At 53.7% G+C, this 26,248-nt stretch carries 29 protein-coding genes and 1 pseudogene; 15 read left to right on the top strand and 15 right to left on the bottom strand.

What is annotated here, in order from left to right; all coding sequences use genetic code 11:
• The first annotated feature begins 17 nt into the window (after nucleotides 1–17).
• The 6 genes from C5F71_RS28525 (at nucleotide 18) to C5F71_RS28500 (ending at nucleotide 4,310) form a co-directional block, all read left to right on the top strand.
• Nucleotides 18–599 (top strand): putative natural product biosynthesis protein, encoded by a 582-nt coding sequence (locus C5F71_RS28525; protein ID WP_029290948.1) that lies wholly within the window; start codon nucleotides 18–20, stop codon nucleotides 597–599.
• Between the two features lie 389 nt (nucleotides 600–988).
• A complete protein-coding gene (gene cydP, locus C5F71_RS28520) occupies nucleotides 989–1,168 on the top strand; it encodes a cytochrome oxidase putative small subunit CydP (protein ID WP_032866299.1) in 180 nt (59 codons plus the stop codon).
• Entirely contained in the window at nucleotides 1,165–2,739 is a 1,575-nt protein-coding gene (locus tag C5F71_RS28515) for a cytochrome ubiquinol oxidase subunit I (RefSeq protein WP_029290951.1), read from the top strand. The genes cydP and C5F71_RS28515 overlap by 4 nt, the downstream gene beginning before the upstream one ends.
• Before the next feature lie 10 nt (nucleotides 2,740–2,749).
• Nucleotides 2,750–3,892, top strand: a complete 1,143-nt coding sequence (gene cydB / locus C5F71_RS28510) for a cytochrome d ubiquinol oxidase subunit II (protein ID WP_029290952.1) — start codon at nucleotides 2,750–2,752, stop codon at nucleotides 3,890–3,892.
• A gap of 21 nt (nucleotides 3,893–3,913) precedes the next feature.
• Nucleotides 3,914–4,030: a cytochrome bd-I oxidase subunit CydX gene (cydX, locus tag C5F71_RS28505; RefSeq protein WP_029290954.1), complete on the top strand. Its 117-nt coding sequence runs from the start codon at nucleotides 3,914–3,916 to the stop codon at nucleotides 4,028–4,030.
• Nucleotides 4,023–4,310, top strand: coding sequence for a cyd operon YbgE family protein (locus C5F71_RS28500; RefSeq protein WP_029290956.1), 288 nt, complete (start codon nucleotides 4,023–4,025; stop codon nucleotides 4,308–4,310). Before cydX ends, C5F71_RS28500 begins: the two co-directional genes overlap by 8 nt.
• A 163-nt stretch (nucleotides 4,311–4,473) precedes the next feature.
• Here the strand turns inward: C5F71_RS28500 and C5F71_RS28495 are convergent, their stop codons facing one another.
• The 4 genes from C5F71_RS28495 to C5F71_RS28480 all read right to left on the bottom strand — a co-directional run bounded on the left by C5F71_RS28495 (nucleotide 4,474) and on the right by C5F71_RS28480 (nucleotide 7,169).
• Nucleotides 4,474–4,893: a DUF6691 family protein gene (locus tag C5F71_RS28495; RefSeq protein WP_029290958.1), complete on the bottom strand. Its 420-nt coding sequence runs from the start codon at nucleotides 4,891–4,893 to the stop codon at nucleotides 4,474–4,476.
• 2 nt (nucleotides 4,894–4,895) lie between these two features.
• The gene (locus tag C5F71_RS28490) at nucleotides 4,896–5,330 is read right to left on the bottom strand and encodes a YeeE/YedE family protein (protein ID WP_029290960.1); all 435 of its coding nucleotides are present in this window, start codon (nucleotides 5,328–5,330) and stop codon (nucleotides 4,896–4,898) included.
• A 301-nt stretch (nucleotides 5,331–5,631) separates the two neighbouring features.
• Complete coding sequence (locus C5F71_RS28485) at nucleotides 5,632–6,177, bottom strand: cysteine hydrolase family protein (protein WP_029290962.1); 546 nt, start codon at nucleotides 6,175–6,177, stop codon at nucleotides 5,632–5,634.
• A gap of 101 nt (nucleotides 6,178–6,278) precedes the next feature.
• On the bottom strand, nucleotides 6,279–7,169 hold the full coding sequence (locus tag C5F71_RS28480) for an MBL fold metallo-hydrolase (protein WP_029290964.1): 891 nt from the start codon (nucleotides 7,167–7,169) through the stop codon (nucleotides 6,279–6,281).
• Between the two features lie 236 nt (nucleotides 7,170–7,405).
• On the opposite strand from C5F71_RS28480, the gene C5F71_RS28475 reads away from it, so the two are divergent.
• Nucleotides 7,406–8,395: a GlxA family transcriptional regulator gene (locus C5F71_RS28475; RefSeq protein WP_029290966.1), complete on the top strand. Its 990-nt coding sequence runs from the start codon at nucleotides 7,406–7,408 to the stop codon at nucleotides 8,393–8,395.
• Between the two features lie 12 nt (nucleotides 8,396–8,407).
• Here C5F71_RS28475 and C5F71_RS28470 read toward each other — a convergent pair whose 3' ends face one another.
• The 3 genes from C5F71_RS28470 to C5F71_RS28455 form a co-directional block, all read right to left on the bottom strand.
• Complete coding sequence (locus tag C5F71_RS28470) at nucleotides 8,408–9,370, bottom strand: GlxA family transcriptional regulator (RefSeq protein ID WP_029290968.1); 963 nt, start codon at nucleotides 9,368–9,370, stop codon at nucleotides 8,408–8,410.
• 545 nt (nucleotides 9,371–9,915) lie between these two features.
• Nucleotides 9,916–11,967: a TonB-dependent receptor gene (locus C5F71_RS28460; protein WP_081041711.1), complete on the bottom strand. Its 2,052-nt coding sequence runs from the start codon at nucleotides 11,965–11,967 to the stop codon at nucleotides 9,916–9,918.
• A 222-nt stretch (nucleotides 11,968–12,189) separates the two neighbouring features.
• Nucleotides 12,190–12,477, bottom strand: coding sequence for a cytochrome c5 family protein (locus C5F71_RS28455; RefSeq protein ID WP_081041712.1), 288 nt, complete (start codon nucleotides 12,475–12,477; stop codon nucleotides 12,190–12,192).
• A gap of 603 nt (nucleotides 12,478–13,080) precedes the next feature.
• Here C5F71_RS28455 and C5F71_RS28450 point away from each other — a divergent pair.
• Together C5F71_RS28450 and C5F71_RS28440 are read left to right on the top strand one after the other, a co-directional pair.
• Complete coding sequence (locus tag C5F71_RS28450) at nucleotides 13,081–14,010, top strand: TonB-dependent receptor plug domain-containing protein (protein WP_104912561.1); 930 nt, start codon at nucleotides 13,081–13,083, stop codon at nucleotides 14,008–14,010.
• A 136-nt stretch (nucleotides 14,011–14,146) separates the two neighbouring features.
• Nucleotides 14,147–14,539, top strand: coding sequence for a DJ-1/PfpI family protein (locus C5F71_RS28440; protein WP_223271408.1), 393 nt, complete (start codon nucleotides 14,147–14,149; stop codon nucleotides 14,537–14,539).
• A 138-nt stretch (nucleotides 14,540–14,677) separates the two neighbouring features.
• Here C5F71_RS28440 and C5F71_RS28435 read toward each other — a convergent pair whose 3' ends face one another.
• From C5F71_RS28435 to gcvA, 3 genes are all read right to left on the bottom strand, one after another.
• A complete protein-coding gene (locus C5F71_RS28435; protein WP_029290972.1) occupies nucleotides 14,678–15,277 on the bottom strand; it encodes an FMN-dependent NADH-azoreductase in 600 nt (199 codons plus the stop codon).
• 150 nt (nucleotides 15,278–15,427) lie between these two features.
• Nucleotides 15,428–15,691, bottom strand: coding sequence for an EamA family transporter (locus C5F71_RS28430; RefSeq protein WP_223271407.1), 264 nt, complete (start codon nucleotides 15,689–15,691; stop codon nucleotides 15,428–15,430).
• A gap of 51 nt (nucleotides 15,692–15,742) precedes the next feature.
• Complete coding sequence (gene gcvA, locus C5F71_RS28425; RefSeq protein ID WP_029290974.1) at nucleotides 15,743–16,675, bottom strand: transcriptional regulator GcvA; 933 nt, start codon at nucleotides 16,673–16,675, stop codon at nucleotides 15,743–15,745.
• A gap of 156 nt (nucleotides 16,676–16,831) precedes the next feature.
• Between gcvA and C5F71_RS28420 the strand changes: the two genes are divergently transcribed.
• A complete protein-coding gene (locus tag C5F71_RS28420; RefSeq protein ID WP_029290977.1) occupies nucleotides 16,832–17,605 on the top strand; it encodes an SDR family NAD(P)-dependent oxidoreductase in 774 nt (257 codons plus the stop codon).
• Nucleotides 17,606–17,738: 133 nt separating this feature from the next.
• Here C5F71_RS28420 and C5F71_RS28415 read toward each other — a convergent pair whose 3' ends face one another.
• Genes C5F71_RS28415 through C5F71_RS28400 form a run of 4 tightly spaced genes read right to left on the bottom strand, consistent with a single transcriptional unit; the run spans nucleotide 17,739 to nucleotide 20,888 of the window.
• The gene (locus C5F71_RS28415) at nucleotides 17,739–18,068 is read right to left on the bottom strand and encodes a carboxymuconolactone decarboxylase family protein (RefSeq protein WP_104912559.1); all 330 of its coding nucleotides are present in this window, start codon (nucleotides 18,066–18,068) and stop codon (nucleotides 17,739–17,741) included.
• Between the two features lie 53 nt (nucleotides 18,069–18,121).
• Entirely contained in the window at nucleotides 18,122–19,801 is a 1,680-nt protein-coding gene (locus tag C5F71_RS28410; protein ID WP_029290983.1) for an FUSC family protein, read from the bottom strand.
• Nucleotides 19,798–20,679 (bottom strand): HlyD family secretion protein, encoded by an 882-nt coding sequence (locus tag C5F71_RS28405; protein WP_029290985.1) that lies wholly within the window; start codon nucleotides 20,677–20,679, stop codon nucleotides 19,798–19,800. Before C5F71_RS28405 ends, C5F71_RS28410 begins: the two co-directional genes overlap by 4 nt.
• On the bottom strand, nucleotides 20,676–20,888 hold the full coding sequence (locus tag C5F71_RS28400) for a DUF1656 domain-containing protein (RefSeq protein ID WP_032866305.1): 213 nt from the start codon (nucleotides 20,886–20,888) through the stop codon (nucleotides 20,676–20,678). The genes C5F71_RS28405 and C5F71_RS28400 overlap by 4 nt, the downstream gene beginning before the upstream one ends.
• A 97-nt stretch (nucleotides 20,889–20,985) precedes the next feature.
• On the opposite strand from C5F71_RS28400, the gene C5F71_RS28395 reads away from it, so the two are divergent.
• Entirely contained in the window at nucleotides 20,986–21,759 is a 774-nt protein-coding gene (locus C5F71_RS28395; RefSeq protein WP_029290989.1) for an IclR family transcriptional regulator, read from the top strand.
• A 24-nt stretch (nucleotides 21,760–21,783) separates the two neighbouring features.
• On the opposite strand, the pseudogene C5F71_RS28390 reads toward C5F71_RS28395, so the two are convergent.
• A pseudogene (locus C5F71_RS28390) lies at nucleotides 21,784–22,755 on the bottom strand ((Fe-S)-binding protein); the annotation flags it as partial.
• Between the two features lie 361 nt (nucleotides 22,756–23,116).
• On the opposite strand from C5F71_RS28390, the gene C5F71_RS28385 reads away from it, so the two are divergent.
• Genes C5F71_RS28385 through C5F71_RS28370 form a run of 4 tightly spaced genes read left to right on the top strand, consistent with a single transcriptional unit; the run spans nucleotide 23,117 to nucleotide 26,171 of the window.
• Entirely contained in the window at nucleotides 23,117–23,899 is a 783-nt protein-coding gene (locus C5F71_RS28385) for a transporter substrate-binding domain-containing protein (RefSeq protein ID WP_029290994.1), read from the top strand.
• A 55-nt stretch (nucleotides 23,900–23,954) separates the two neighbouring features.
• Nucleotides 23,955–24,683 carry an ABC transporter permease gene (locus C5F71_RS28380; protein WP_029290996.1) on the top strand — a complete coding sequence of 243 codons (729 nt, stop codon included), beginning with the start codon at nucleotides 23,955–23,957 and terminating at the stop codon, nucleotides 24,681–24,683.
• Nucleotides 24,680–25,390: an ABC transporter permease gene (locus C5F71_RS28375; protein WP_029290998.1), complete on the top strand. Its 711-nt coding sequence runs from the start codon at nucleotides 24,680–24,682 to the stop codon at nucleotides 25,388–25,390. The genes C5F71_RS28380 and C5F71_RS28375 overlap by 4 nt, the downstream gene beginning before the upstream one ends.
• A 16-nt stretch (nucleotides 25,391–25,406) precedes the next feature.
• Complete coding sequence (locus tag C5F71_RS28370) at nucleotides 25,407–26,171, top strand: ABC transporter ATP-binding protein (RefSeq protein WP_029291000.1); 765 nt, start codon at nucleotides 25,407–25,409, stop codon at nucleotides 26,169–26,171.
• Nucleotides 26,172–26,248: the final 77 nt, after the last annotated feature.

Below are 26,248 nucleotides of genomic sequence, written 5' to 3'. Positions count from 1 at the left end.
ATTAGCTGGAGGTCACTATGCGCGTGCTAGCCGTTCCATCCGGTGTGTCTCGATTGCTTAGCAAATCTTCGCGGCTACGCACTCAGGGCGAGCTTTTACTGCCGTTTCCGGATTATCCCGGCAACGCGCGCAGCTTCGTGCACCTCGATACCAGGCTGCTGCCTTACTGGCATACCTTGTTCGATGTGTGCCCGGGCTTACTCAAGCTCGATCCGCCCGACGGCCTGAATATATTTCGCGGTTTCATGACCTGGGCCTATCGCAATCACCCACCGCTGAACTGGACCTATTACTTGAGCGTGTGTCGCTGGCTGCTGGGCTCCAAGTATCAGGCACGGATTAATGAGGAGCATATCGAGGCCTTTATGAGTGCTGCCGCGGCACGCTGGGTCAATAGCGATGACAGCCAGGCACGAGGGTTGGTACTGGCCTGGCAAGACTCGCCTGAGAGGGTGTTCGATTGGAAGTTGGCGCCGCGTCTTGTGGCCGGGTATGAATCTGATCTGGAGGAGCTTCCGCCTGTACCTTGGGACTTTGCCTGGTGCCCTTTAACCGGAAAAGGCGGTGTTGGGTTTCGCCGGTGGTTGCCGATTCCGTGATGGGGTTTACCCTGGGAATCCGTTCATCAGCACTCTTGATCTGCGACAAAACACCACGTCTGATCAGGCCTTTTCACAAGCGTCGCCAGGCGCGTGGATCGGACCGAAAAGAGAAGTTTGCGCGTCCGATTGTCGCAGTTGTTGCCTGTAGGCTGCCCACATAAAGTGTGCGGGCTTTGAGCGGAGGCAGACACTTCCACGGTAGCTCGAGGCTTCGCAATTTAACCAGTGCACGTTCTGGTTGCTCCGCCCTCTGCCCAGGGGGCTTTTTTTTATCTGAAAAACCAGGTCATCACTCCAGGGTTAACCCTGGCTCTTATGAAATGACCGGCTTGCCTTGTGCGCATCACAGGGGCAGGTGATTGGGTACAGCAGACAGGGGATACATGATGTTCAAGGATTCACTGAGCAAGGAAATCACCGTCATCTTGGTGATCAAGCTGTTCGTAATTTTACTCATCAAGTTCATCTGGTTTGCCCAGCCCACACTTCCAGCCCTCGATACCCAACCCATCGTTGAGCGTGTGTTGGGCTCTGGTGAAAAACCATCTGAAGGAGAGCCGAGATGATCTCGGAAAGCGTTGTTGATCTATCGCGCTTGCAATTTGCAATGACCGCGCTCTATCACTTTCTATTTGTGCCGCTGACGCTGGGGTTGTCAGTGATCCTGGCAATTATGGAGTCGGTCTATGTAATGACCGGAAAAGAAGTCTACAAAGACATGGTTAAGTTCTGGGGCAAGTTGTTTGGTATCAACTTTGCCCTCGGTGTGACCACTGGCCTGACTATGGAGTTTCAGTTCGGCACTAACTGGGCATATTACTCACATTACGTCGGGGATATTTTCGGAGCGCCACTCGCTATTGAGGGCTTGATGGCGTTCTTTCTCGAGTCGACGTTTATCGGCTTGTTTTTCTTCGGCTGGGATCGGCTGTCGCGACGTCAACACCTGGCGGTAACTTGGTTGGTGGCACTGGGCTCAAATCTATCGGCTTTGTGGATTCTGATTGCCAACGGTTGGATGCAAAACCCAGTGGGGGCCGAATTCAACATTGAGACCATGCGCATGGAGTTAGTGAGTTTCAGCGCACTGCTGTTCAACCCTGTGGCCCAGGTCAAGTTTGTACACACCGTGGCTTCGGGTTATGTCACGGGCGCTGTGTTCGTGTTGGCCATCTCTAGCTTTTATTTGCTGAAAAAGCGCGATCAGGGTTTTGCCCGGCGTTCATTTGCCATTGCATCGGCGTTTGGCCTTGCGGCTATTGCATCGGTGATAGTGCTCGGCGATGAGTCTGGTTACGAGATCGGTGATGTGCAAAAAACCAAGCTGGCGGCCATTGAAGCCGAATGGCACACCGAACCTGCACCGGCAGCGTTCACTTTGTTCGGGCTACCCAACCGAGAAACCATGCAAACAGACTACGCGGTAAAAGTGCCGTATCTGTTGGGGCTGATTGCTACCCGCTCGCTGGATAAACAGGTCACCGGTATCAGCGATTTGTTGGTGCAGCACGAGGTGCGGATTCGTAACGGCATGATCGCTTACGGATTGTTGGAACAAGTTCGTGGTGGCGACAAGTCAGCAACCACCTTGGCGGCGTTTTATGCGGTCAAGCAGGACCTGGGGTACGGCCTGCTGCTGAAGAAATACACCACCCGTGTGGTGGATGCCAATGCTGAACAGATTCGGCAGGCAGCGCAGGACACCATCCCCAATGTGTTCAGCCTGTTCTGGAGTTTTCGCCTGATGGTTCTCTCTGGCGTGCTGATGCTGGGCCTGTTTGTCTGCGCGTTCTGGGCCTCGGCGCGCAAAAACGAAGAGCGCAAACCCTGGTTGCTGAAGTGGGCCCTGTGGAGTCTGCCGCTGCCATGGGTAGCGACTCAGACCGGCTGGTTTGTGGCTGAGCACGGTCGGCAACCCTGGTCGATTGCCGAAGTGCTGCCGACCCATTTATCCGCCTCCAGCGTGTCCAGTTCGGATGTCTGGGGCTCGCTGATGGCGCTGGTGGCGTTCTATAGCGTGCTGCTGGTTATCGAAATGTACCTGATGATCAAGTTTGCCCGGCTTGGCCCAAGTAGTTTGCACACGGGGCGCTACCACTTTGAACAGACGCTGATCCCACAGCCTGCCCACGCTTGAGGAAATAAGCATGTTTGATTACGAAACAATGAAGTTGATCTGGTGGGTACTGATCGGCGTGCTGCTGATCGGCTTTGCCCTCACTGACGGTTTTGATCTGGGCGCTGCGGCACTCATGCCCTATGTGGGCAGGAGCGACGACGAGCGGCGCGTAGTTATCAATACCATTGCACCGCATTGGGATGGCAACCAGGTGTGGTTCGTCACGGCAGGCGGGGCGTTGTTCGCCGCTTGGCCCATGGTGTACGCCACCGCATTTTCGGGTTTTTACTGGGCGTTGCTGTTGGTGTTGTTCGCTCTTTTCGTACGGCCCGTGGGGTTCGATTACCGCAGCAAGCTACAAAACCCCCGCTGGCGCGCCAGTTGGGACTGGGCCCTGTGTACAGGGGCGATCGTGCCTTCGCTGGTGTTCGGCGTGGCGTTTGGCAACCTGTTTCTGGGGGTGCCGTTTCACTTCGATGGCGACTTGCGGTTAACGTTCCAAGGCAATTTCTGGCATTTACTCAGCCCCTTTGCGTTGCTCTGCGGAGTGGTCAGCCTGAGCATGTTGTGCCTGCATGGCGGTACTTGGTTAATGATGCGTACCGAGCAGGCTTTGGCCCAGCGGGCCCGACGGGCCGTGCAATGGGTGTTGCTGGTTTATGTGGCGAGCTTTATCGCGGCCGGCATCTGGCTAGCTGTTGGCAATATTGAGGGGTTTGCCATTCGCTCAGCGTTTGATCCGGGAGCGGTTCTCAATCCCCTGGGGAAAACCGTTGAACAGAGCAATCACGGTTGGTTGGTCAATTATTCGCGGTATCCGTTGACTCAACTGGCGCCTGTTATTGCCTTGCTGGGCGCTGCGTTGGCCTTTGTTGCCGCGGCGGCGCGTCGTTCCGGGCTTGCCTTTCTCGGCTCCAGCCTGGTAGTGGTCGGCACCCTGTGCACCGCCGGTTTTGCCCTGTTCCCGTTTATCCTGCCGTCCAACCTGGATCTAACTTCGAGCCTGACGGTATGGGACGCTGTGTCCAGTCAAAAAACACTGGGCATCATGTTGGTGGCCGCGAGCATTTTTGTGCCCTTGATCCTCTGCTACACACTCTGGGGTTACTTCAAAATGTGGGGCACCCTCAACTCGGATCACATCAAAGCCAATGAACATGGCCTTTACTGAGCCGCAGAGGAGACGATTGTTATGTGGTATTTCGCTTGGATTCTCGGTGTATTGCTGGCCTGCAGCGCGGGAATCATCAACGCATTGTGGTTGGAAAACTACCTGGACTTGGACGCGGAGCCCGAGGCCGATGCCTGACCTGAACGGATGGACACAGCATGGCGCCTGCCGGGCTGTGTCCTTGGCGCTGGCGGCGCCGATGGGGCTGTTACTGCTGATTCATCCGGGCTCTATGGTCGGGCCCGATGGGCGTTACAGCCATGGCCTGCTTATGCTGGTGATGCTGGGGATTTGCACGGGGTTTGTGCACGGCGTAGGTTTCAGCGTCACGTCGCATTGGGCGCGCTGGCTGACCAATCCGCTACTAAGTTGGTTCTTGTTGGTCGGGGGCTACCTGATGCTGCTGCAGGTGCAATAGCTGACCGCAGCTTCCTGCCTCAACCGCCTCACACGCCTGCCCGGGGTTAATCTGCAACCGTAGGGCAGGTCTTCAGGTGAGTAGGGTAGGTGGCGTTACTGGCCCCAAATCTGGGTCGATTCAGTCAGTTGCTCCGAGAGTGGTTTTCATGCAGATATCTCGATCAATGGATAGGCTTGGCCTCCAGAGCGGCAAACAACAACATTCCGGCCAGCATCGCCAACATGAACACGATTGCTTGCCAGTGGCCTGCCAGAAGTATGACCATCGCAGGGCCAGGGCAAATGCCTGCCAATCCCCAGCCCGTGCCAAACAGCAGGTTGCCGCCAATCAAGCGCGGGTCCAACTTACGTTCGGTTGGTAACTGTATTGTTCTTCCCAGCAACGAACGGGATTGTTGGCGTGCCCAGGTAAACGGGCCTATGGCGACGGCAATCGCACCTATCATGACTAGCCCCAGTGAGGGGTCCCAGGCGCCAGACAAATCCAGGAATGCCAGTACTTTTCCTGGGTTGACCATGCCCGCCAAAAGCAGGCCAACGCCGAACAGCAGGCCAGCGATGAAGGAAGATACTTTGATCATGTTCATCCCTCCAGCACATGACGCAGGACGTACACCGTCATGAAGCCGCTGAGCATGAAACACGCAGTGGCAACCATTGAGCGCGGCGAAAGGCGCGATATACCGCAGACTCCATGTCCACTCGTACATCCTGAACCATACCGTGTTCCCATCCCGACCAATACGCCGGCGACGATGAGTTCGAACCCACCACCTTGGAACTCGATTAGTGGCAACGTGACAAACAGACCCCATAGCAGTGGCGCGGCGAGCAGGCCAAAAAGAAACAATGCCTTCTCACTTTTTCCTTCGCTATGACGTTGCAGAAGGCTGCCAATCAGACCGCTGATGCCTGCGATCCGCCCATTGGCGACCGCCCACAGGCCGGCTGCCAGGCCAATCAAAGCGCCGCCGGCAAGGGATGACCAAGGTGTGAAGTGAATCCAATCAATTGTCATGAGGTTGTTCCGCGCAAGACTGTTGATACGGGTTTTGGAGCCTTATTAGGGCAGCAGGGTTGCTGATGCTAGGTATGCTTCCACTCGCGCAGGCAAAACTGGTACAGGACGATCAAACGACCCGGATTGGTGAAGACCTTTCAAGAATCGGCTGGGGGTATAAAAAACAAGCGCCCCGAAGCAGTAGGGGCGCTTGTTCGGCTCACTCTCGGTGCGTTTATCACACCTTCTGCCTAAGGCCCTTGGCGATGTGTCTAATCGCCTGAACATTCAGATGAAGCACAAACTGAGTCTCATGAGCTTATGCCGAGAGGTACTCGTCTACCGCTTTAACGGTGGCGTAGCCGAACTCAAATGCTGCCATCATCGTCGCATGCGCGTGAGCTGCGGGCACGGTCACGCCGCCAAAGGTAAGATCCAGGGTGGCGCAAGCGTCATGCAGTACGGTTACTGGATAGCCCATGTCTGCTGCAGCGCGTACCACCGCGTCGATGCACATGTGGCTCATTGCACCTATGACGACGATTTCTTGGACATCGAAAGTATCCAACTGCTGTTTGAGATCAGTATCTCTGAATGCATTGATGTGTTTTTTTACAATCACGGGTTCTTGAGCATCAGAGGCGACAGCTGCCTGAGTTTCTGCTCCGGTAGTTCCCTTGGCGAAGAATGGAGCCCCCTCATCATCGAATTCATGCCGTATGTGAAAAACTGGAATACCTTCATTTCGCGCGTGACTGATCACCCGGCTAGCATTCGCCACAGCCGCTTCGATGCCGGTCAAAGGCAATTTGCCAGTGGGCAGGTATTCGTTTTGCAGATCAACTACTACAAGACCTTGTTTCATGAACGATCTCCAATCAACTTATCAAAGTGATGCTGTCCTGAAGGCTGAAACGGCTTTTGGGTCAGCAAGCTGTCTTCTGCCATGGCGCAGCGGGGTTTGAATCAGAATTCCAGTGAGGCGCCGTCTTCTGGAATATCGACGCGAGTCTCGATACCTTGCTTCTTGACATAGGTGCGCAACTCTTCACGTGTCAGGGACATGTGATTGACTGCGTCCATGTGTACCGCGACGATTTTCGCGTTTTTCGCGGCCTGTGAAGCGCGTAGGACGTCTTCCTCACCCATGATGATTGCACCCTCGAACCCGTTCACTTTTGCTTTCCCTGCGTTGAGCACGATGACTTCAGGGTGATATTTCTCAATGGTCTGGTCTACTTCTTTACGCCAAATAGTGTCACCGGCAAGGTAGAGGGTCTTGTAGCCTGGAGCCTGAAACACAACGCCCATGGCTTCGCCCAGAAGCTTTGCGAGCGGGGCCGCAGCATACATTTCGTCTGTGCCATGCTGACCACCGGCTTTGGTGATTTTGACGCCACCGAATTCAGCTTCATCCGTCAGCACGCGCACATTTTTAAAACCTTGGGAGCGAATCAGCTGCGCATCCTCTTCGTGCTGAGTGAACAAAGGGATGTCTTTAGGTAGCGCTTTTTGTGCGGCATCGTCCCAATGGTCAAGATGCGTGTGAGTGACGATGACTGCGTCGACCCCTGCGATCACTTTAGTGGGCGACTCAGTTAGATCGACCAGGGGATTACGCAGGTTGCTACGGTAAGTATTTTCAAACCCTGGGTAGGTTCCCTTTTTGGCCAGCATCGGGTCGATCAGGAAGGTCGTGCCGCCGTAGGAGATTTTCACCGTTGCGTTACGAACTTGCCGCAAGTCTACTTTATGGGAGGCGTCCGCTGCGTTGGGGGTGTTTGAACCCGCACATGCTGATGTGGCTGCCACAGTGCAAGCAATGCTAAGGGCAAGAGGAAGAGTTCTAAATTTCATCGGATTAGTCCAGCTGATAGATCGAGGATTCTATTCTTGCCGAATGCTCTGGGGCCTGACAGTGGCCTGAATGACATATTTCGATATAATTGGGCCAAGCGGCCAGGGGGTTTTAGGGATGTGGAGGAGGGTGATGTATGCCTTTCTTCGGTGAGAGTTCGTACGCCTGAGCGATCGACCATAATCCCAGTAGGCGATAGATATGAGCCAAAACAGGGCTAATCCGAGGTTGCCTGATGCCATCCATACGCGTTGCTGTTCTAGCTTTTAACGGCGTAAGCCTGTTCCATCTTTCTGTGCCGGGTGTGGTGCTGGGTGCGGTTCAATCCGCACCAAGTGAACCTCAATACGAGGTCAGTTACTGCGCAGAAGTGCCGGGAATGGTGAATAGCGACCAAGGCATCGGGCTTGCGGTAACTCAAGGTCTGGAGCTGATGGAGGTGTCTGACGTAATCATCATTCCCGCGTGGGGCGATCAATCGGTCGCTGCATCTGCGCGACTCGTGAGCGCTTTGCAAGTCGCCAATGCCCAAGGCAAGCTCATCGTTGGCTTATGTTTAGGCGCATTTGTGCTCGGAGATGCCGGGCTACTTGATGGGAAAGAAGCAACCACTCACTGGTCGGCTCGTGATGAGTTCGCGCGACGTTTTCCTGATGTTCGCTTCAGGCCCGAGGTGCTCTATGTCAGTGCCGACAATATTATGACCTCTGCAGGAACCGTGGCGGCAATCGATTGTTGCCTGCATCTGATCCGCCAACGACTCGGTGCGGATGTGGCGAATCGCACCGCGAAGATGCTGGTGACCCCCCCACATAGGCAGGGAGGCCAGGCGCAGTACGTTGAGCGCCCTGTGCCGCAACTGTCCAGCGAGACTCATTTATCTGATGTACTGGCGTGGGCTCGAATGAACCTGAGCAATGACCTGTCGCTCGACGTGCTGGCGGACATGGCGAAAATGAGTAGACGCACGTTTACTCGGCGCTTCAGGGAAGCAACTGGCAGTACCGTCTCAAAATGGTTGAACGCAGAGCGCGTTGTCAGAGCACAAGAACTGCTGGAAACGACGGACTTACCTATCGAATGTGTTGCCGATGAGGCAGGTTTTGGAACGCCCTTATCGCTAAGGCAACAGTTCGGCATTCATCTCGGCACGTCACCTTCTGAGTATCGGCGAACGTTTTTTCGCGAAATGAATCCGGGTCGGGAGGTGAACACGAGTAAATGAGGTATCGACTGCTTATCGTTGTGAGTTAAACCGTGCACGATATTCCTTGGGGGTAATAGCGAATTTTTTTATGAAACTCCTTATGAAAGTTGACTCATTGCCCAGTCCGCAGCTTTGGGCTACTTTTTTGAGCGGGCTGTTGGATGTGGCGAGTAAATGCCGTGCGGCTTCCAGGCGGAGCAGTTCAACCGTCTTGCTGGGAGTTTTTCCAGTGTTTTCACTGTATTTGCGTGTGAATGTTCTCTCGCTCATGTTCATGAAATTCGCTAGCGCTGGAATCGACAGGTCAGCATTAAGGTTGTTGTTTATCCAAGCGTGAAGATCTGAAAACTGGCTACTTTTTGATTGCAACGTCAAGGATGAACTGAATTGATTTTGATCGCCAGGGCGCTTTAAAAATACTATCAGATGACGTGCGATTTCCAGTGCAGCAGAGTGTCCGAGGTCTTCTTCAACTATTGACAGCGCCAAGTCAATTCCAGAAGTGACACCGGCCGACGTCCATATGTTTCCATCATTAATAAATATAGGGCCGCGCCTGATCTTAATTAAGGGGAAGTTATGCTCAAGCTCATCATATGAAGACCAATGTGTAGTGGCTTCTCGATCATCTAGCTTTCCGGCAGCCGCTAGTGCGAAAACCCCCGTGCAAACTGAAACCAAGCGGGTAGCTTTGTCAGCATGGTTTACAAAATGTGAAAAAAACTTCGGATCCTTGCAAAAGTTATGTATGCCGGGCCCGCCGGGCACGATCAAGGTATGCGCTGATAGCGTTTCCGGCTGTAACGTTTCGGCACTAACTGAAAAGCTTGAAAGAATTTCATTAGTCGGGTTTAACGCATGAATAGAGATCGAATACGGTTTCTGATCAGGGGGCGAAAGATGATTAGCGGCGATAAACACATCCAGAGGGCCAGCCAAATCCAATAGGCTTACCTGAGGGTACGTAATAAATTGTATGGATTTAGCAAGCATATTCGATTATCCCTAAAGACCATTGGCTGAGATTCTGATCATTTTGGCTGAAATCGTCAATGTTTTGTCGTTTCGTATTTAGCATTTCAGTTATCTTACTTTCTTAAACTCATAGCGAGTAGCGCAAGTCAGAATGTTCAGTATTGGCTTAGGTGCAAGTGCTGCCTCAGTTGAATGTTTTTATGGGCCTTGTCGTCTTTTCTGCTCTCAGGTATGGAGTTGACGTTATGTCAGATCTTATAAAAAACGTGATGGAATTCGAAACCAGAATGAACCTTTCTCTTAAGGCTGAGATATCGGTATTGCTCAGCTTGATAGAGTACCAATCTCGTGGTTGTGCAAGATGCCAGTTGAGAAAGGCTGAGGGCTTCAATGGCTGGGTGGTCGTGTGCAATTGGTCGGATGAAGAATAAATGCGCACTCATTTTCAATCGGCGCCATCGCAAGACTTGATATGGGTTATAGCGTGCAGATCGCGCAGCATTAGATTTCAGTCATGGTTGGCGCTGTTGCCGGGGCCTATCAAGCCCCGGCAGGTGGTTTGATCAAAAATCCACGCTAACGCCTGTATACACCGCACGCCCATCACCTGGTGAGTGGAGAGAGGCTCGGGCTCCGTCCGGGTCGTACCAGGCATATTCGTAGTAACGGTTGGTGAGGTTTTTCAATTGCAGGTCAACGCTAACGGCCTCAGTCACTTGGTACGTAGCGCCGAGGTTCATCAGAACATAGCCGCCGTAAGTACCCTTGGTGTTCTCACGTTCCAGGTAATAGTTGGTCTGGCCGTTCATCCATGCCGTCAACTGCAGCGCCGGGGTAACCTTGTGGCTAACACCTGCGCTGTACAGATGATGTGGGATATGGTCGATTTCCTGGCCTTTACTGTTGGGCAGAGACGAGCTTGGCTGGAGTATTTTCGAATACTGCCAGGAGTAGGCCAGCCAGATATCTGTGCGTTCATCTGGGCGTAGGTTCAACTGCAGGTCATAACCCCAGCGCCGGGTTTCGCCGACGTTATCCGACTCGCCACTGGGGTCGTTTAGACGCCGACTGACTTCACCGCTCGCTTCTTGTTGCCAGTAGGCTACTCGGCCGTCGACCCAGTCCGCCGGTGTGAACTTAATTCCCGTTTCCCAACCTTCGTTGATGGACGGTGCAAGGTCCGTATCCCTCGGTGGAATTTTATAGGCCGCAGCACCGGTACCCACCTGGAACGTGCGCCCCCAGTTTGCGTAGATGCTGGCCACGTCCCACGGGGAATACACCACGCTGAGCTTGGGTTGTTTGATTAACCCATAGTCATTGATGTCGTAGTCTAGGCCAGTCATTTCATTGGTGAAATCGCCCTGGATCTTGTCGACGCGATACGCCGGGATGATTTTGAGCGATTCAAACGGTTTGATCTCTGCCTGGACGTAAGCACCGTAGGTGTCGAAATCAAATTGCTGGTCACGGGTTTGAGCTTGGCGTGCGCGGTCCTCGGTTCGGTAACGTTCGCTTTGGTTTTGTTGGCGCTGGATGTCTGCGCCACCTTCCAAAGCGAAGTCGTACAGCCAGCTTACTTCGGGGCGCCAAGTCAGGGAGGTGAGAGCGCCATATTGGGTTTCGTAAGCGTCACGCTCCTGTTGAGAACTGGTGCGCCAGTATTGCGTCCAGCGCCGGTCATCAAAGGTGTTGAGGTAGGTTTTTGCAGACCAAGCGAGTGTCTCGGACACTTCGGTATCGAAGTGCACGCTGACCTGGTTCATCCGCCGAGTGCCTTTGTCGGTGGCGTTATAGCTGTTGGTCATGGATGGGTGGTGGCGAGCATCCTCTTCACTGAGATAACCAGGCTCCTGCGCCTCGGTTTCATAGTGACGCGCGATCAGGCCGATGCGATAGCTGTTGTCGTCTGGGGTATAGAACCATTTTCCGGACATCGAAAATTTGTCAGCCTCGGAGTGATCGCGGTAACCGCCGGATTTTTGGTAGGCGAAGAAGTAGTTCTGCGTCCAGTTGCTGCTTTCGATGCCTGCGGCGAGCTGAGTTTCCCGCGTGTTGTAGCTGCCATAGCGAATTCGCGCCTTGCGGTAATCACCCCCTGTACGTGTGAGCATATTGACATTGCCGGCGATATTATTGAGGCCATAGCGGGCATCGCTGGTACCGCGCACCACTTCGATGCTGTCCAGTTCCATCGGAAAAATCATGTCCATAAACGGCATATTGCCGTCATTGCTGTTGCTGGGAATGCCATCGATCAACAACTTGACCGCGTTGACTTCGCCTTCACCATTAAAGCCGCGAAAGGAGATTTTGCCGGAAGTGGTGCCTTGATTGAATTCGGTGAGCATCACCCCGGGAGCCCGACTGAACAGTTCCCAGCTGTAGTTGACCGGCATGTTTTCCAGTATGTCCGCGCCAAGAATATCCACTGAGCTGAGCACGCGGCTGGTGCTCAGCGGACCACTGCCCGCGGTATTGCCTTGCACTGTCACGGTGCCCAAGGTCAGTATCGAGTCTTCTGATTTTTTGGCTTCAGCCAACGCTGAGGACAATGGATTGAGGGCGAAAAGACTAACTGACAGTAGGGGCCATATAGAGATAGAGCGGGACATGGGTTTACGCTTTGCGCTAGGCAAAATTAGGGGAGAAGGCATGACATACATTTCCTGAAACCGAAACACTTTAAGGACGTTTAACCAGCCACCCCAGTTACGTGAGATTTTCGTTAGCTCACGTACAAGGCAACTCGCTTATTAGAATGCTTTTAGGTATTAAGAATTATTGTGTTCAAGACTAAGTTAAATATAGTTCAAAAAAGTCTGCCAAGTGGATAACTATTTTGACATCCAGTTAATCACGGCTTGATAATCTTCCGCGCTGCAATCCATGCAAAGGCCACGAGGCGGCATAGCACCAAAGCCTTCTGTTACGTGTTTCACAAGTGTGTCCATGCCTTTATCCAAGCGTGGTTTCCAGGCAGTCTGATCGCCTTTTTTCGGAGCCATGGCTAATTGGCCACTGTGGCACATCATACAACTACGCTTGAATACGGCTTCGGGCTCCTGAGCGGCTTCTAAAGAACCAAGTAGGAAAAAACAGGCAGCAGCGATATTTTTTTTCATGATTCACCTATTATTTTGTATGTTTAGGTGTTGGCGGAACTAGCAAAATTTATTCATGACACCATTTCCCGAGTAGCATAATGAGCTGGCAGCTAGGCACCAAGTGCGACAGGTTGACGCAGCTTGTGGATAGAGGCGGGCGACCCTCTTCAAATAAAAGCTGCAAGTGTGAGGGCGGTAGGCTGCGCTTATCCGGGCAAGCGTATGTGCGTGTCAAACTGTCGCAGTTTCGGCGTTGGAACTCAGGCTATAGAGTCTGGTCGTCTGCCTCTGGACGCCCCAATGACCGAAAAGACGCCTCTCATGACCAGCCCGTTAGGTTTCATTCGCCGTCACCCTCTGCGACACATGCCGCCTGCCTTGCCGTAGGTTTTTGCTTGCATAACAGCGCCTACGCGCAACCTGACGCAGTATGTGATCCTTCGCTTCGGTCGCGGAGCTGGACCTTTGAGTCGATCAACGTTTCCGGTAATGAGGAAAGCTATACCACGCCAAGTTCTGCTTCGGCCACGCGGACCGAAACTTCCTTGATCGAAGTTCCGCAATCGGTGCAAGTCGTTACTCGCACGATGCTCAGGGAGCACTCATTCGCTTGCCGACGCACTGGTAAACGTCTCAGGTGTAAGGGCAACCAAGCCCCAAGAGGCACTGTTCACTCAGCCAATCGTGCGCGGTTTTCCGGCGGAGATTTACATGAATGGGCTGTCGGCTTTCGGCGGCACTGCGGCGAGCATTGACCCGACAAGTCTCATCGGTACCGACCGCATTGAGGTGCTTAAAGGTCCTACTTCAGCGCTTTACGGTGGTGGCATTGGTGCGCCGCTGGGTGGCTTGATCAACGTGATTTCCAAACGGCCCGAGGCCGAGCCTAGCGCGTTTCTGTCGATGCGTACCGGTAGCTTCGGCACGGTAAACCCTTCGCTGGATCTCAATACACCTATTGGCGACAAGGTCGCGGCGCGGATAGCAGCCGACTATCAGGAAAACGACAGCTGGATTGACCACGTCAAGGGCCATCAGTGGTCGATACAACCCAGCATCGCGTTCCAACTCTCGCCAGAGACTGAACTATTACTGCGTGGCCAGTACGAGGATCGCAGCCAGCTCGAATTTTCCGAACTACCAGCCGCCCAGGCATTGAGTGGTCAGATTGATCGCAACGGGTTCCCAGGCGCGACCAGAGGGCAGCCGCGCACCACCATCGAGAATCGAACCACCACGGCCGAACTCAAGCATGAGCTTAGCGATGACACGCGAATGATCGTCACCGCCCAGTATTACGAAGGCAAAATGCGCGACAACGGCGCCTTCATATTTCCGGAGCTTCTTGGGGCGAATCCTGTGACACCCACGGTTTACCCGATCTTCAAGCCCTACCTGCCAACAAATATTCGGGAGAGCACGCTGGATTACCAACCTGGGCACCAGATTCGAAGCATTGGGTGGCACCCACGAACTGTTGGTGGGCGCCAGCTACGACCGTACCGACTTCACCTCAGGTGTTTCCAATGCCGAGCTGATCGGCGAGCTTGACCTGGCCAGCCCCAGTTATGGGCTTTCTTACGGCGCGACGCCGGAAACGATTGTGACCCAGACCAACCGCTACGAGACGAAAGCCCTCTATCTTTAGGATCAGGCGACCTATGACCGCTTCCACCTGTTGGAGTCATTGCGTCTCACCCAGCTCAACCTTGAGCAGCAAGAGCAGGGCGTTGATGCGGGGCTACTAAAGGGCTTTAAGGCAACTTCGCACTGGTCGTGCCGGGATGCATTGGCCGGGTTTGGTGCAATTCCAACCGAAGCGCGTGTTGTACGCGACCGTAACAGGATTACGGGTGCTGGGGTGACAGCAGGGCTGGATTTTGGCCTGAGCATGGTTGCTGAGCTGCGCGATCAGACCTACGCCGAGTGTGCTCAACTGATGAGCGAATATGACCCAGATCCTCCGTTCAACGCGGGTTCTATGAAAACCGCTCCGGCGTATGTAAAAACTGCCATGGTCGACCTGGTGGCAGACTTCACGAAAAAAGCGGATGTGCTCGCGGGCCTCACGAAGGGCTGAAGTCCACAGCGCTCAAAGCGCTCCATTGCACGGGCGCGCCGTCGGCGTTCATTTCACAGCAAGTGTTTCGCGACGAATCGGTACTTCAGTAAGCTTCAACGCGCAGACCAACTGGAGTTGAATTCCGGGCGTAAAGGCTCAAACAATTCGTGCCAGCAATGTCGTGGCGTGCCTGATACCTTTCTCACGAAAAATACTGCCGAGGTTGAGCCCTTCGGCGTGGATAAAGGTGATGTCGTGTATGCCAATAAACAAGAGGATCTGACGTAGGTACGGCTCTTGGTGATCCGAACTGTCATCAGCATGAATTCCGCCTCGGGCCGTTAGGACGAAGGCGCGCTTGTCGATTAATAAACCTTGAGGGCGTGCAGGGGTGTATTTGAACGTCACGCCAGCACGGATCACATGGTCTAGCCAAGCTTTAAGCGTGCTGGGGATAGTGAAGTTATACATCGGTGAGGCTATAACTAACACGTCGGCGGCCATGAGTTCGTTGGTCAGTTCGTTGGATCGTTCCAAGCAGGCCTGCTCGTTTTCGCTGCGCTGTTCGGCAGGCTTCATCCAGCCGCCGATTAAGTTTGCGTCCATGTGGGGTATAGAATTAAGGGCCACGTCACGAATGATGATCTGATCTGTTGGATGGGCAGTTTGCCACTGGTTGATAAATTGTTGGGTCAGTTGGCGAGAAACCGACTCCTGTTGGCGGGCGCTGCTTTCGATGATTAGAACACAGGACATGATTTTTTATTCTCTATCGGCTTGAGTCGATATGGTCGAGATTAATGCCTTTCACATCCTAAAAAAGCGCAAAAAACCGTTGTTACTTATCTATAAAATCGTTTAATAGCTGTACAGGCTGAGCGGATCCAAGAGCCATTCACCTGGCGATTAACGACCTGTTGCCCAAGAGCTTGGCAACAATGCTAGCGCGACACCACCCAGTACGGCCCCTGATGTCATCAATAGGTGCAGCGATATCGGCTCGCTCAGAATCAGTACGCCCGCCAGCGAAGCAATTATCGGAACGCTTAATTGAAGAGTGGCGGCTTGCTGAAAGCTGATGTACTTAACAGTGCTGTACCACAGCGCATAGCCGCAACCTGATGCAAGCACGCCAGATGCAACCGCAAACATCACTCCAGGAAGGCTCATATTGAAGCCATGTAGGTTGTGGGGGCTAAAGAGGGAGTGCTGAAATAAGGACTAGGACTGAGATGCCTGCTGGTCAGCCTCAGCGAGCAGCCAGTTTCGAAAAGCTTGCACTTTAAGCAGATCACTGCACTCAGGGCGATAAACGATGTAATAAGCCTGGGTCAAGGGGCAGTCCACGCCTTTGTCGGCAAACGGTCGTATAAGACGACCCGCTGCCAAATCGTCCTTGACCATGACGCTTCGGGCGAGCGCCAGGCCTTGCCCATCTATCGCGGCCTGAAGAACCGAAGCTGAGTTGTTGATCCGCAATCCATGGTCTGAATTGACCTGCGTGAACCCAGAAGCGTCCAGCCACATACGCCATGTGGGGTAGTCGCGGTCGTTGGCCATTGATAGGTCATGAATTAGCGTACAGCGTTCCAATGCCTTTGGCGTCAGTCTTCCCTTCTTCAGGTATGCGAAGTCCGGGGCACACACAGGGTACATAACTTCATCCATCAGATGCACAGCTGTAAGCCCTGGCCATTTTCCCGCGCCGTACCTCACACCCACATCGATACGCTCAATCTGGAAGTCCACGGATCGAGCGTTCGTATCTAATAGAACGTCTAGCCCCGGGTATTTCTGTTGAAACCGCTCAATTCGTGGCAGTAACCATTTTGATGCGAAGGCCGGACTTACCGTCACCGTGAGCCCCGCATGCACGCTTGAGTCTTTCAGACGACTCAATCCGATAGACAAGCGATCAAACCCTTCTCGGATATCAGGTAGGGCAGTTCGTGCGACGTCAGTCAGCATCAGGCGAGCAGTCCCGCTGCTTGCACGCATGAATAAGGCAATGCCCAACCATGACTCCAGGTTTCGAACTTGCTGCCCTACGGCGGCGGGCGTGACGTTCAACTCGGCAGCGGCTGATGAAAAGCTCTGGTGTCGCGCCGCTGCTTCGAAAGCTCGCAATGCATTCAGGTATGCGGGAGTTGTCATTGATAGTTTTTCTATCTCATTAGCGAAAACTTCTGGGTCGTCAGATAGGGAGCTTTTCTTCAGGATGTATGCCAAGCCAGTAATCGCAACTACGAATAGGCGAACTTAGCACCATACGCCGTTCATCATCCGAAATCCCACCCAGGAGATTAAAGCATGCAAAGTTTTTCTAACAAGGTAGCCATCATCACTGGAGGCAGTTCGGGTATCGGTAAAGAAGTCGCGAAACGTCTTGTTCAAGCGGGCGCTCTCGTCGTGATCGGTGGTCGAGATGCTGACAAGCTCGCTCAAGCGGCATTGGAAATCGATGCGTCAGGAAAAAAGGTACGCGCTTACGCAGGGGACATCGCACAGCCAGCCACAGCACAAGTTCTGGTTGATGCCGCAGTCAACAACTATGGTGGGGTAGATATCCTCATTAACAATGCAGGCATCTTCAATCCCAAACCATTTCTTGAGGTGAGTCCGGAGGAATATGACTCCTTCCTAGATATCATTTTGAAAGGCAAATTCTTCATGGCTCAGGCTGCGGCTAAAGCCATGCAGAAGCGTGGAGGAGGGGCAATCGTGCAAACAGGCTCCCTCTGGGCAATCCAAGCCGTCGGTGCCACCCCGTCCGCAGCCTACTCCGCAGCAAACGCCGGCGTGCATGCGCTGACACGGAATCTTGCACTAGAACTCGCTGGTTCCAACATACGAATTAACACTGTTGCACCTGCGGTGGTCGAGACGCCGGTTTACGGAACGTTCATGGATGCTGCTCAGGTTGCAAAGGTACTGCCGACCTTTAACGCTTTTCATCCGCTCGGGCGTAATGGTCAGCCAGCAGATGTAGCCCAGGCTATTTTGTTCCTTGCTTCAGATGAGGCGTCTTGGATTACCGGGACTGTATTGCCTGTCGATGGTGGCGTAACTGCAGGACGTCAATAATTGGAATGACGAAATGGATCAACTGGAAGGAGCATATCCTCAAGCTACATGGAGCGGCTGATCGACTTTTAAAGCTGTAAACAGCAGCTTGGCCCGAATTGTAGCTTCACGTGGCCAAGCATAGCTGTACCCCTTACTTTGTTTCAGCAATGCTCTTCATCGCTTGCCAGCCATGGGTAATACCTCCACCAGCACGAAGGGCCGTCGCCACCATGATTGCTTCAGCCACATCTTGCTTCGACGCCCCCGCGTTGACTGCTCGCTTTGCATGGTCGGCAATGCAGTTGGAACACTGTGTAGTGACGGCTACTCCCACGGCGATCAGTTCCCGTGTGGCTAGGTTAAGGCTACCGACATCTTTATCGAATACAGCTTTATCAAAACTGAAAAAAGCCGCGACCATCTCGGGGGCGGCGTCTTGCAGGTCGCGCATGTAGTTTGCGTCAGCTTGATGGTTGTGCATTTCGGTGTACCTTTGAGTTCGCTGTTAAGGAATGGAGGCAAGTTTGAAGCTTTTCACTGCTCATCTGATGCGGGCTTCATGCGGTGGCCAGACTCGAACACGTTGAGTCCCTGCCGCGTCAGTGCTGTGCCGACGGGTGTTTGCGGCTCATAGGCAGTGAGATAGGACAAGCGCTCCGCTGCACGTTGATTGAGCCAATTGGTGGACAGCCGTCTTTTTCGCATTGTTTGCAGATCTAACTTAAGTGCATTGATCAGCCTTCGCTGCAACCATAGATGTTTGGGCGGGCCTAACAGATCAAATCCCACATATAGCAAGCCGAGTCCGACAGCGATTCCTAGTCCCGTGGACAGGCACTGATCGATTGCAAATGTCATGTAGTTACTCGGCTGGACAATCACCGCCAAAGTGAGGCAGAAACCGAGACCGTAGGGTGCGAGTGTCGGGGACGTCATACTCATCAGCCCCAGAAAAAGAGGCGCAGAAAGCACTAGGATCAACATTTCGAAATCGGCCGAACCCTGCGCGAGCAAGCTGAGCACAAACAGGATGGCGATGGGGATGGCGATCAACGCTCCACCCAGTAACTTTGCAGTAGCCACGCGTGGAGCCGGGTGTGATGAGAATATCTGGGAGAGTAGAGCAGGTAGCACGATCATCATGATGAGTGCGGCGTGTTCGCCCGACATGATCCATATTCCGATAGCACTCAGGAAAACAAGTGAGCTTCGTAGCGCCGATCTCAGTCCGACGAGCCAGTCACGATGTCGATTGAACCGTGGAAAGCGTTGCGTCCCGTGCGATCCTCCCGCGATTGAATCGCAGGCCCCACGCATCGCTGAAAGTGCCTCGGATACTTTATCCAGGCTCTCTGTCTCCAGCAAGCTACAGCCATGAGCGTGTTGATCGACGAAACGGGCCAGCATGTCCGGTAACCGCTTTGGGTTGTCACTCAATATGCGCTCGATGGTTTGCCCCCTGGCAACGATGGTGAAGGCATTGCTGGCGGTGATTAAGGCTGCATCGACATTGCTTGCCAGTTCATAGCGTCCTGCATTGGCGTCATCGTTTATGGACGTGGCCAAGGCGATGATACCTATGCGCTGCTGATGGACGGCTGTCGGATTTGATTGAGCCTGAAGAATCGCCGACACGTGGGTGAGGCTCAAATCCCGTAGGCGATTCATACCCGTCTCCAGCACCTTTTGCACCTTGAACGGATAAAGCAGGACGCTGGCCAAGATGGCGCTACTTGCTCCGACCAGAACTTCACTCAACCGAGCGCGTACCACCATGAAAATTGATCCGCTGTTGGTATTTGCAGGGTCGGCCATGGCAAAAAGTACAATCAGGATCGCTGTAACGCTCACCAAAGCTGTTGCGAATACGAAATTCACATGTCGGATGGTGGAGGCAATCGCAGATGTGACGGCAACGCACAGCACAAGTGCACCGATGGCTAACACTGGGTAAGGCGTCAGATTGTCTAGGATCAGAATGGCTATTGCAGCGCCAACCGTTGAACCCAAAACAAGACACGCGGCTTTTTCTATGACCAATCCTGCTTCGGGGCGAGCTTGGAGCATCATCGACGCCACCATTGCCCAGAATGGTTTGTCCAGATCCAGGCTCATTGAAATCGCTAAAGCGAGCGCAACGGCAGAGAGCCCTTTGCAAGTGAACATGATGCTGCGCAAATCAGGCTTCAAGTAGTGGGTGAGGGCAGGACTCATGGTTTGCCCATCTCCGTGGCGTGTTTATAAACCCTCACTGATGCACTCATGCCAGCAATCAAGCGCGTACTCGCCGTGTTTGCATCGAGTTTTATGTCGACCGGTATGCGTTGCGCCAGCCGCACCCAGTTGAACGCCTGTTGCACTTGAGGCAAGAGCATTGGATCTGCTTGCGTATTGGAGTTCGCGACACCTTTGGCGATGCTCAGGACACGGCCAGTGATCGAGGGCCCTCCGGTCATGAGGGAGATATCGGCCAAGTCCCCTTCACGGATGTCGATAAGCTTCGTTTCCTCGAAGTAAGCAGTCACATAAAACGAATCGTCTTTGACGAGTGAGAAGGCGGGAGAGCCTTGGGCTACGTAGTTGCCTTCCTGCAGTCTGACGTTGGTGATCGTACCGTCGGCTGGGGCTGTCACGGATGTGCGGGCCAGGTTGATCCTGGCTGTCTCCCACTGTGCCTTGTTAACTTCATATTGGGATTTGGCCAGCAAGACTTGGGAATGGGCGTTATCCAAATCCTCAGCGCTGATGGCGTTGATCCTGGCCAATGGAACACGGCGGCGCTCCAAGAGTGATGCAAGCTCCCACGCATGCTTTGCGTGTTCCATCCGTGCTTTCGACTCGTTCAAGAGCGAGCGATAACGTGCGGGATCAATCTCAAAAAGCAGGTCGCCTTTTTTTACCGCCTGGTTGTCTCGCACTTCAAGCTTGGTTATCCAGCCTGCTACATCGGGTGCCACGACCACGACATCTGCCCGAACTCGCCCATCCCGCGTCCATGGTGAGACTCGGTAGTGGTTCCATGTCCACGAGCCTGCCAGCACCGCGGAGCAGGCGATCAGCAACGTTGCACAGACCCGGATTGTCGAATTCATTTCCACCCCCCGTCGAGAAAGGCGAGTGCGCTGGCGATGTAGCAGACGAATAGGGAGAGCCCCAGCCATGAGCGCTTCCAAATCCATTGCTGTATTACCCATTCCGGAATGAGCAGGTGCGTAATCCAGGTCAGGGATGCCGCAGCGCCAACGCAGATCACCATTGGGGTAATCAACAAGCCTGCGACGGAAAATTCACGCAACATCATCAACCTCACAATTCAACTGTATCGCCATGCGGTAACTGTATCGCGAATGTGTATTGTATCGCAATATGGTACAGTGACCGAAATATTGGAGGTATCGATGGACGAGCGGGTTCAAGCAGGGGCCAGCGATGAGCGCAGCGGGGGGATTCAGGTTATTGCCCGCGCTGCAAAAATTCTGAATGTATTGGGAGGGAGCGCTGGCGGTATGAGTTTGGGCGAAATAGCCCAGGCGGTAGATTTGCCTCGCTCAACGGTGCAACGCATCGTAGGCGCGCTCGAAGAGCAGGGAATGATTCGTACTGAAGGCGCTGGAGGAATCAGCCTTGGCGCGGGTTTGTTGAGGCTTGTTGCGAACGCCCATGTCGACCGCATGACCGTCGTCCGCCCTTGGCTGCATAAGCTGAGCGAGAAGGTTCAAGAGACGGTTGTCTTTTCTAGGCCTGCCGGCATCCAACTGATCGTTGAGGATCGTGTTGTTGCCGATCGTGAGTTGCAGGTGATGCCACGTCTTGGCCAACTGGACACGCCGCTCTATGGCACATCTGCTGGACGGGCTCTTCTGGCTTTAGACCAAGATGAGGATGTGAAGGCGTTGTTTGCAGCTGAAAGCGCTACCAAGGAGAACACGTCGGAATTTCAGACTCTTTTCAATCAGCTGGCCGATATTCGCAAAGCCGGGGTTTCAAGCGATCATGGTGAACTCATTGAGGGCATCACTACAACGGCCGTCGCTCTGGATACGGTGTTAGGCCGTTTCGCGATCTCAATGCCCATTCCTACATTGCGTTTCGAAAAGAATCGCGATGCGTACATTGAGGAGCTATTGGTTTGCAAGGCCGGATTGCTCAAGGAAATCGGTATAGACGGATAACGCTCAAGCCAGGAGTTCTGAGAGTTAGCTTTGTTGATTCTGACACGATGGAAGCTTGGTACGTTGCCTGACAGTAGCGAGCAGCGCTTGCAGCGGATGTAAAACGGTCACTCCGTCCTGTCGTTTCACCTGGCTACGGCAAGAATATCCGTCGGCCAATAACCGTCCAGAAGTATTGAGCTTCGTCACGAGCGGCGCCCAGGACTGTTTGTAGATCACCACAGAGGTGCCGGCGTTTTTTGTCTCATGTCCATAGGTGCCGGACATGCCGCAGCATCCGCTGGCTTGAACGCTCAGTTTAAGCCCCATTCGCTCAAAGACTTTTTGCCAAAGCCCAATGTTGCTCGGCTCGTTTGTTTTTTCAGTGCAGTGGGGAAGGAAGTAGTACGGAGCAGCATCTTCGACGCGTTGAGCCTGTGGAAGTACACCTGCAAGCCACTCCTGAGGCAGCAGAACGGAGGGGGCCTTGTCGCTGCCCAGCGTCTTCGCATATCCCTGTCTATGCACCAGTGTCATCGCGGAATCAAGCCCCACCAACGGTATCCCGTATTTCTGAAGGTGGCGCAACGCTTCACCGTTGAAATGCGCGGCTTTTTCAAAGGCTTTGATGAAGCCTTGCACCTGAAGCGGTTTCCCGTTGGGCCCGAGCGGGGCGATGTAGACCTGGTAGCCAAGCCTTGAAATTAGTTCGATCCAGTCCGAAAGCACGGGGGGGGCGAAGTAACGTGTAAAGGCATCCTGGATGTTGATTACGCCTCTAGCACGCTACTGCGTATCCAATGTCGACAGAAGCTCAGGCGTGGCGATCTGAACTTTCCAACGACGGCATATGGCGTCGAAGTCCGTGGTGCTGAGCAATGGGCTGTCGAGCATTCCGCCAACATATTCAAGCATGAATCGTTGTCTCGCTGATGCAGATGGGAGCCGCTCACCTATCTCGATATCGCAGTAATTAGCGCCGATTAAGGCCTCTTTATCATCATATCGAAGGTGGAAGGATACTGAATGACCTCGTACAACTGGCGCCGGCCATCTCTCCAAAAGCGGCACGCGACGATCGGCGCAATTAATGAGGTTGACAGTCTTCGTCTACTTCAGAGAAAAATCTTCCAATGTTCCTATTGTTGGCACCTCAAGCACATTTTAAAAACTCGAGAAGCAATCGAACGGATCAACGGACGATCAATTGACTATGCCTGTCTGTACAAGTATGTATTAACGAGTTAAAGTCGACCAGGCGTCTCAACACGGTTATCCGCAAATTGGGGTCTGTGTGTGCTCTGCGTAACGCCACGCGCGCTCCATAACTGTACTCGTGCGCTCCAAGCGCTTCTGTTGGTTATTAGGAATAAAAACAATGAAAAAATCTATTTTGACCCTTTCAGTATTGGCTCTGTGTGCGGCTGCTGGCTCTGTCGTGGCCAAGGAGTACAAGGAGTTGCGTTTTGGAGTCGACCCATCTTATGCACCCTTCGAATCAAAGGCGGCCGACGGCAGCCTTGTGGGCTTTGATATTGATCTGGGTAACGCGATTTGCGCTGAACTGAAGGTCAAGTGCAGATGGGTTGAAAGCGATTTCGACGGCATGATTCCCGGCCTCAGGGCCAACAAATTCGACGGCGTGATTTCTGCAATGACCGTGACGTCTTCGCGGGAAAAAGTCATCGATTTCTCCAACGAATTGTTTTCCGTGCCTACGTCCTTCGTCTTTAAGAAGGGTTCTGGCCTGAGCGAAGACATCACGACGCTGGCTGGAAAAACCGTGGGCTATGAGCAAGGCACCACCGAGGAAGCCTATGCCAAGGCGGTACTGAACAAGGCCGGGGTAAAAACTCAGGCCTACGCCAATCAGGATCAAGTTTACGCTGACCTGGTCACAGGTCGCCTCGATGCCTCGATTCAGAACATGCTGCAAGCTGAAATGGGTTTCCTGATGTCCCCGCAAGGCGCTGACTTTGAAGTGAGCAAGCCAGTCCATCACGAACTGCTGCCAGCAAAAACGGCGATCGGTCTGCTCAAAGGCAATGCCGAGCTTAAAGCCCTAGTGAACAAAGGCATACAGGCGCTTCACGACGATGGCACCTACGTGGACATCCAAAAGAAACACTTCGGTGATCAGAATATTTACAGCGGCAAATAACGACGCTGCGCCCATTCACGGATGGGCGTTTTCCTGATTGACGAAGGGCTTCCCCATGTTAGAAAACCTATTGCAGATGCTGGGGCTGTCGGGCTTCAGCCTCAAGGGCTTTGGCCCACTGTTGCTGCAAGGCACCTGGATGACGATCAAGTTATCTTTCCTTTGCTTGCTGCTAAGCGTGGTCTTGGGCCTGATCGGCGCCAGTGCCAAGCTTTCAAGGTCGGCGCTGTTGCGCGTCCCCGCACAGGCGTACACCACGCTGATTCGTGGAGTGCCGGATCTGGTTCTGATGCTGCTGATCTTCTACAGCTTGCAGACCTGGCTCACCCAGCTGACCTCAGCCTTAGGGTGGGATTACATCGAGATCAATCCATTCAGTGCCGGCGTGATCACCTTGGGCTTTATCTATGGTGCGTATTTCACTGAGACTTTCCGAGGCGCCATCCTCGCCGTGCCGCGTGGCCAGATGGAAGCGGCCACTGCTTACGGCCTTACCCGCGCGCAGCGTTTCCGCCTCGTACTGTTCCCGCAGATGATGCGTTTTGCCTTACCGGGTATCGGCAATAACTGGATGGTCATCCTCAAGGCCACCGCGTTGGTCTCGATTATTGGGCTGGCCGACCTGGTGAAAGTGGCTCAAGACGCCGGCAAGACCACCTATCAACTGTTCTTTTTCCTGGTGCTGGCGGCCTTGATCTATCTGGTCATCACCACTGCATCGAACTACGTCTTGCGCCGGCTGGAAATCCTCTATGCCGCAGGCACCCGGGAGGCCGTGCGATGATCGAACTTCTGCAGGAATACTGGAAGCCTTTCCTCTACAGCGATGGCTATCACATCACCGGGTTGGCGATGACCTTGTGGCTGCTAAGTGCTTCGCTTTTCCTGGGCTTTTTGATGGCACTCCCGCTGTCGATCGCCAGGGTCTCCAGCAATATATGGGTGCGCTGGCCGGTACAGTTTTACACTTATCTGTTTCGCGGTACGCCGCTGTATATACAGCTACTGATCTGCTACACAGGTATCTACAGCCTTGCAGCGGTGCGTTCGCAACCCATGCTCGATGCATTCTTCCGGGATGCAATCAACTGCACCATTCTTGCCTTCGCTTTGAGCACTTGCGCCTACACCACGGAAATTTTTTCCGGGGCGATCCGTAACATGAATCACGGCGAGGTCGAAGCGGCCAAGGCATTCGGACTGCGCGGCTGGAAGTTGTATGCCTACATCATCATGCCATCTGCGCTGCGCCGATCGCTGCCGAACTACAGCAACGAAGTCATACTGATGCTGCACTCGACCACAGTCGCGTTCACAGCGACTGTGCCGGACATTCTCAAGGTCGCCCGGGATGCCAATTCGGCAACGTTCCTGACATTCCAGTCGTTCGGTATCGCCGCCGCGATTTACCTCGCAGTCACTTTCTCTCTGGTTGGCCTGTTCCGTCTGGCTGAACGCCGCTGGCTGTCTTTCCTCGGCCCGGCTCATTAATTCAGGGTGTTTGAACATGTACAAATTGACCGTTGAAAACCTGCATAAAAGCTATGGCAGCCACGAAGTACTCAAAGGCGTTTCCCTAAACGCCAAGACCGGCGATGTGATTAGCCTGATTGGCGCCAGCGGGTCGGGCAAGAGCACCTTCTTGCGTTGTATCAACTTTTTGGAAACGCCCAACGATGGCGCCATGGGCCTGGATAACCAGCCGATTCGCATGATGCATGACCGCCACGGCATGCATGTGGCCGACGCTTCTGAACTGCAGCGGCTGCGCACACGGCTTGCGATGGTGTTCCAGCACTTCAACCTCTGGAGCCACATGACCGTGCTGGACAACATCACGATGGCTCCACGCCGCGTCCTGGGTATCAGCAAGAAAGATGCTGAGGAGCGTGCTCGGCGGTATCTGGACAAGGTAGGTTTGCCGTCTCGCGTTGCCGACCAGTATCCGGCTTTTCTCTCTGGCGGGCAGCAGCAGCGGGTCGCTATCGCTCGGGCTTTGGCCATGGAGCCTGAGATCATGTTGTTCGACGAGCCGACTTCGGCGCTTGATCCAGAATTGGTGGGCGAGGTGCTCAAGGTTATCCAGGGTCTGGCCGAAGAAGGTCGAACCATGATCATGGTGACTCATGAGATGAGCTTCGCGCGCAAGGTGTCGAGTCAGGTGTTGTTCCTCCACCAAGGACTCGTGGAAGAGCAGGGCTTACCTGAAGATGTCTTGGGCAACCCCAAGAGCGAGCGCCTGCAGCAATTCCTTAGCGGCAACCTCAAGTAACCGCTATGCCTTCGAGCGACTCTTTGGTCGCTCATTAGCTTCAAATTACCTTGCCCTTCGTCAGTGACCATGCTCGA

The organism is Pseudomonas sp. LG1D9 (assembly GCF_002949995.1).
GTDB lineage: Bacteria > Pseudomonadota > Gammaproteobacteria > Pseudomonadales > Pseudomonadaceae > Aquipseudomonas > Aquipseudomonas proteolytica.
Note: the sequence above shows the minus strand (reverse complement) of the source record. Positions and strands in the feature narration are given on the sequence as shown.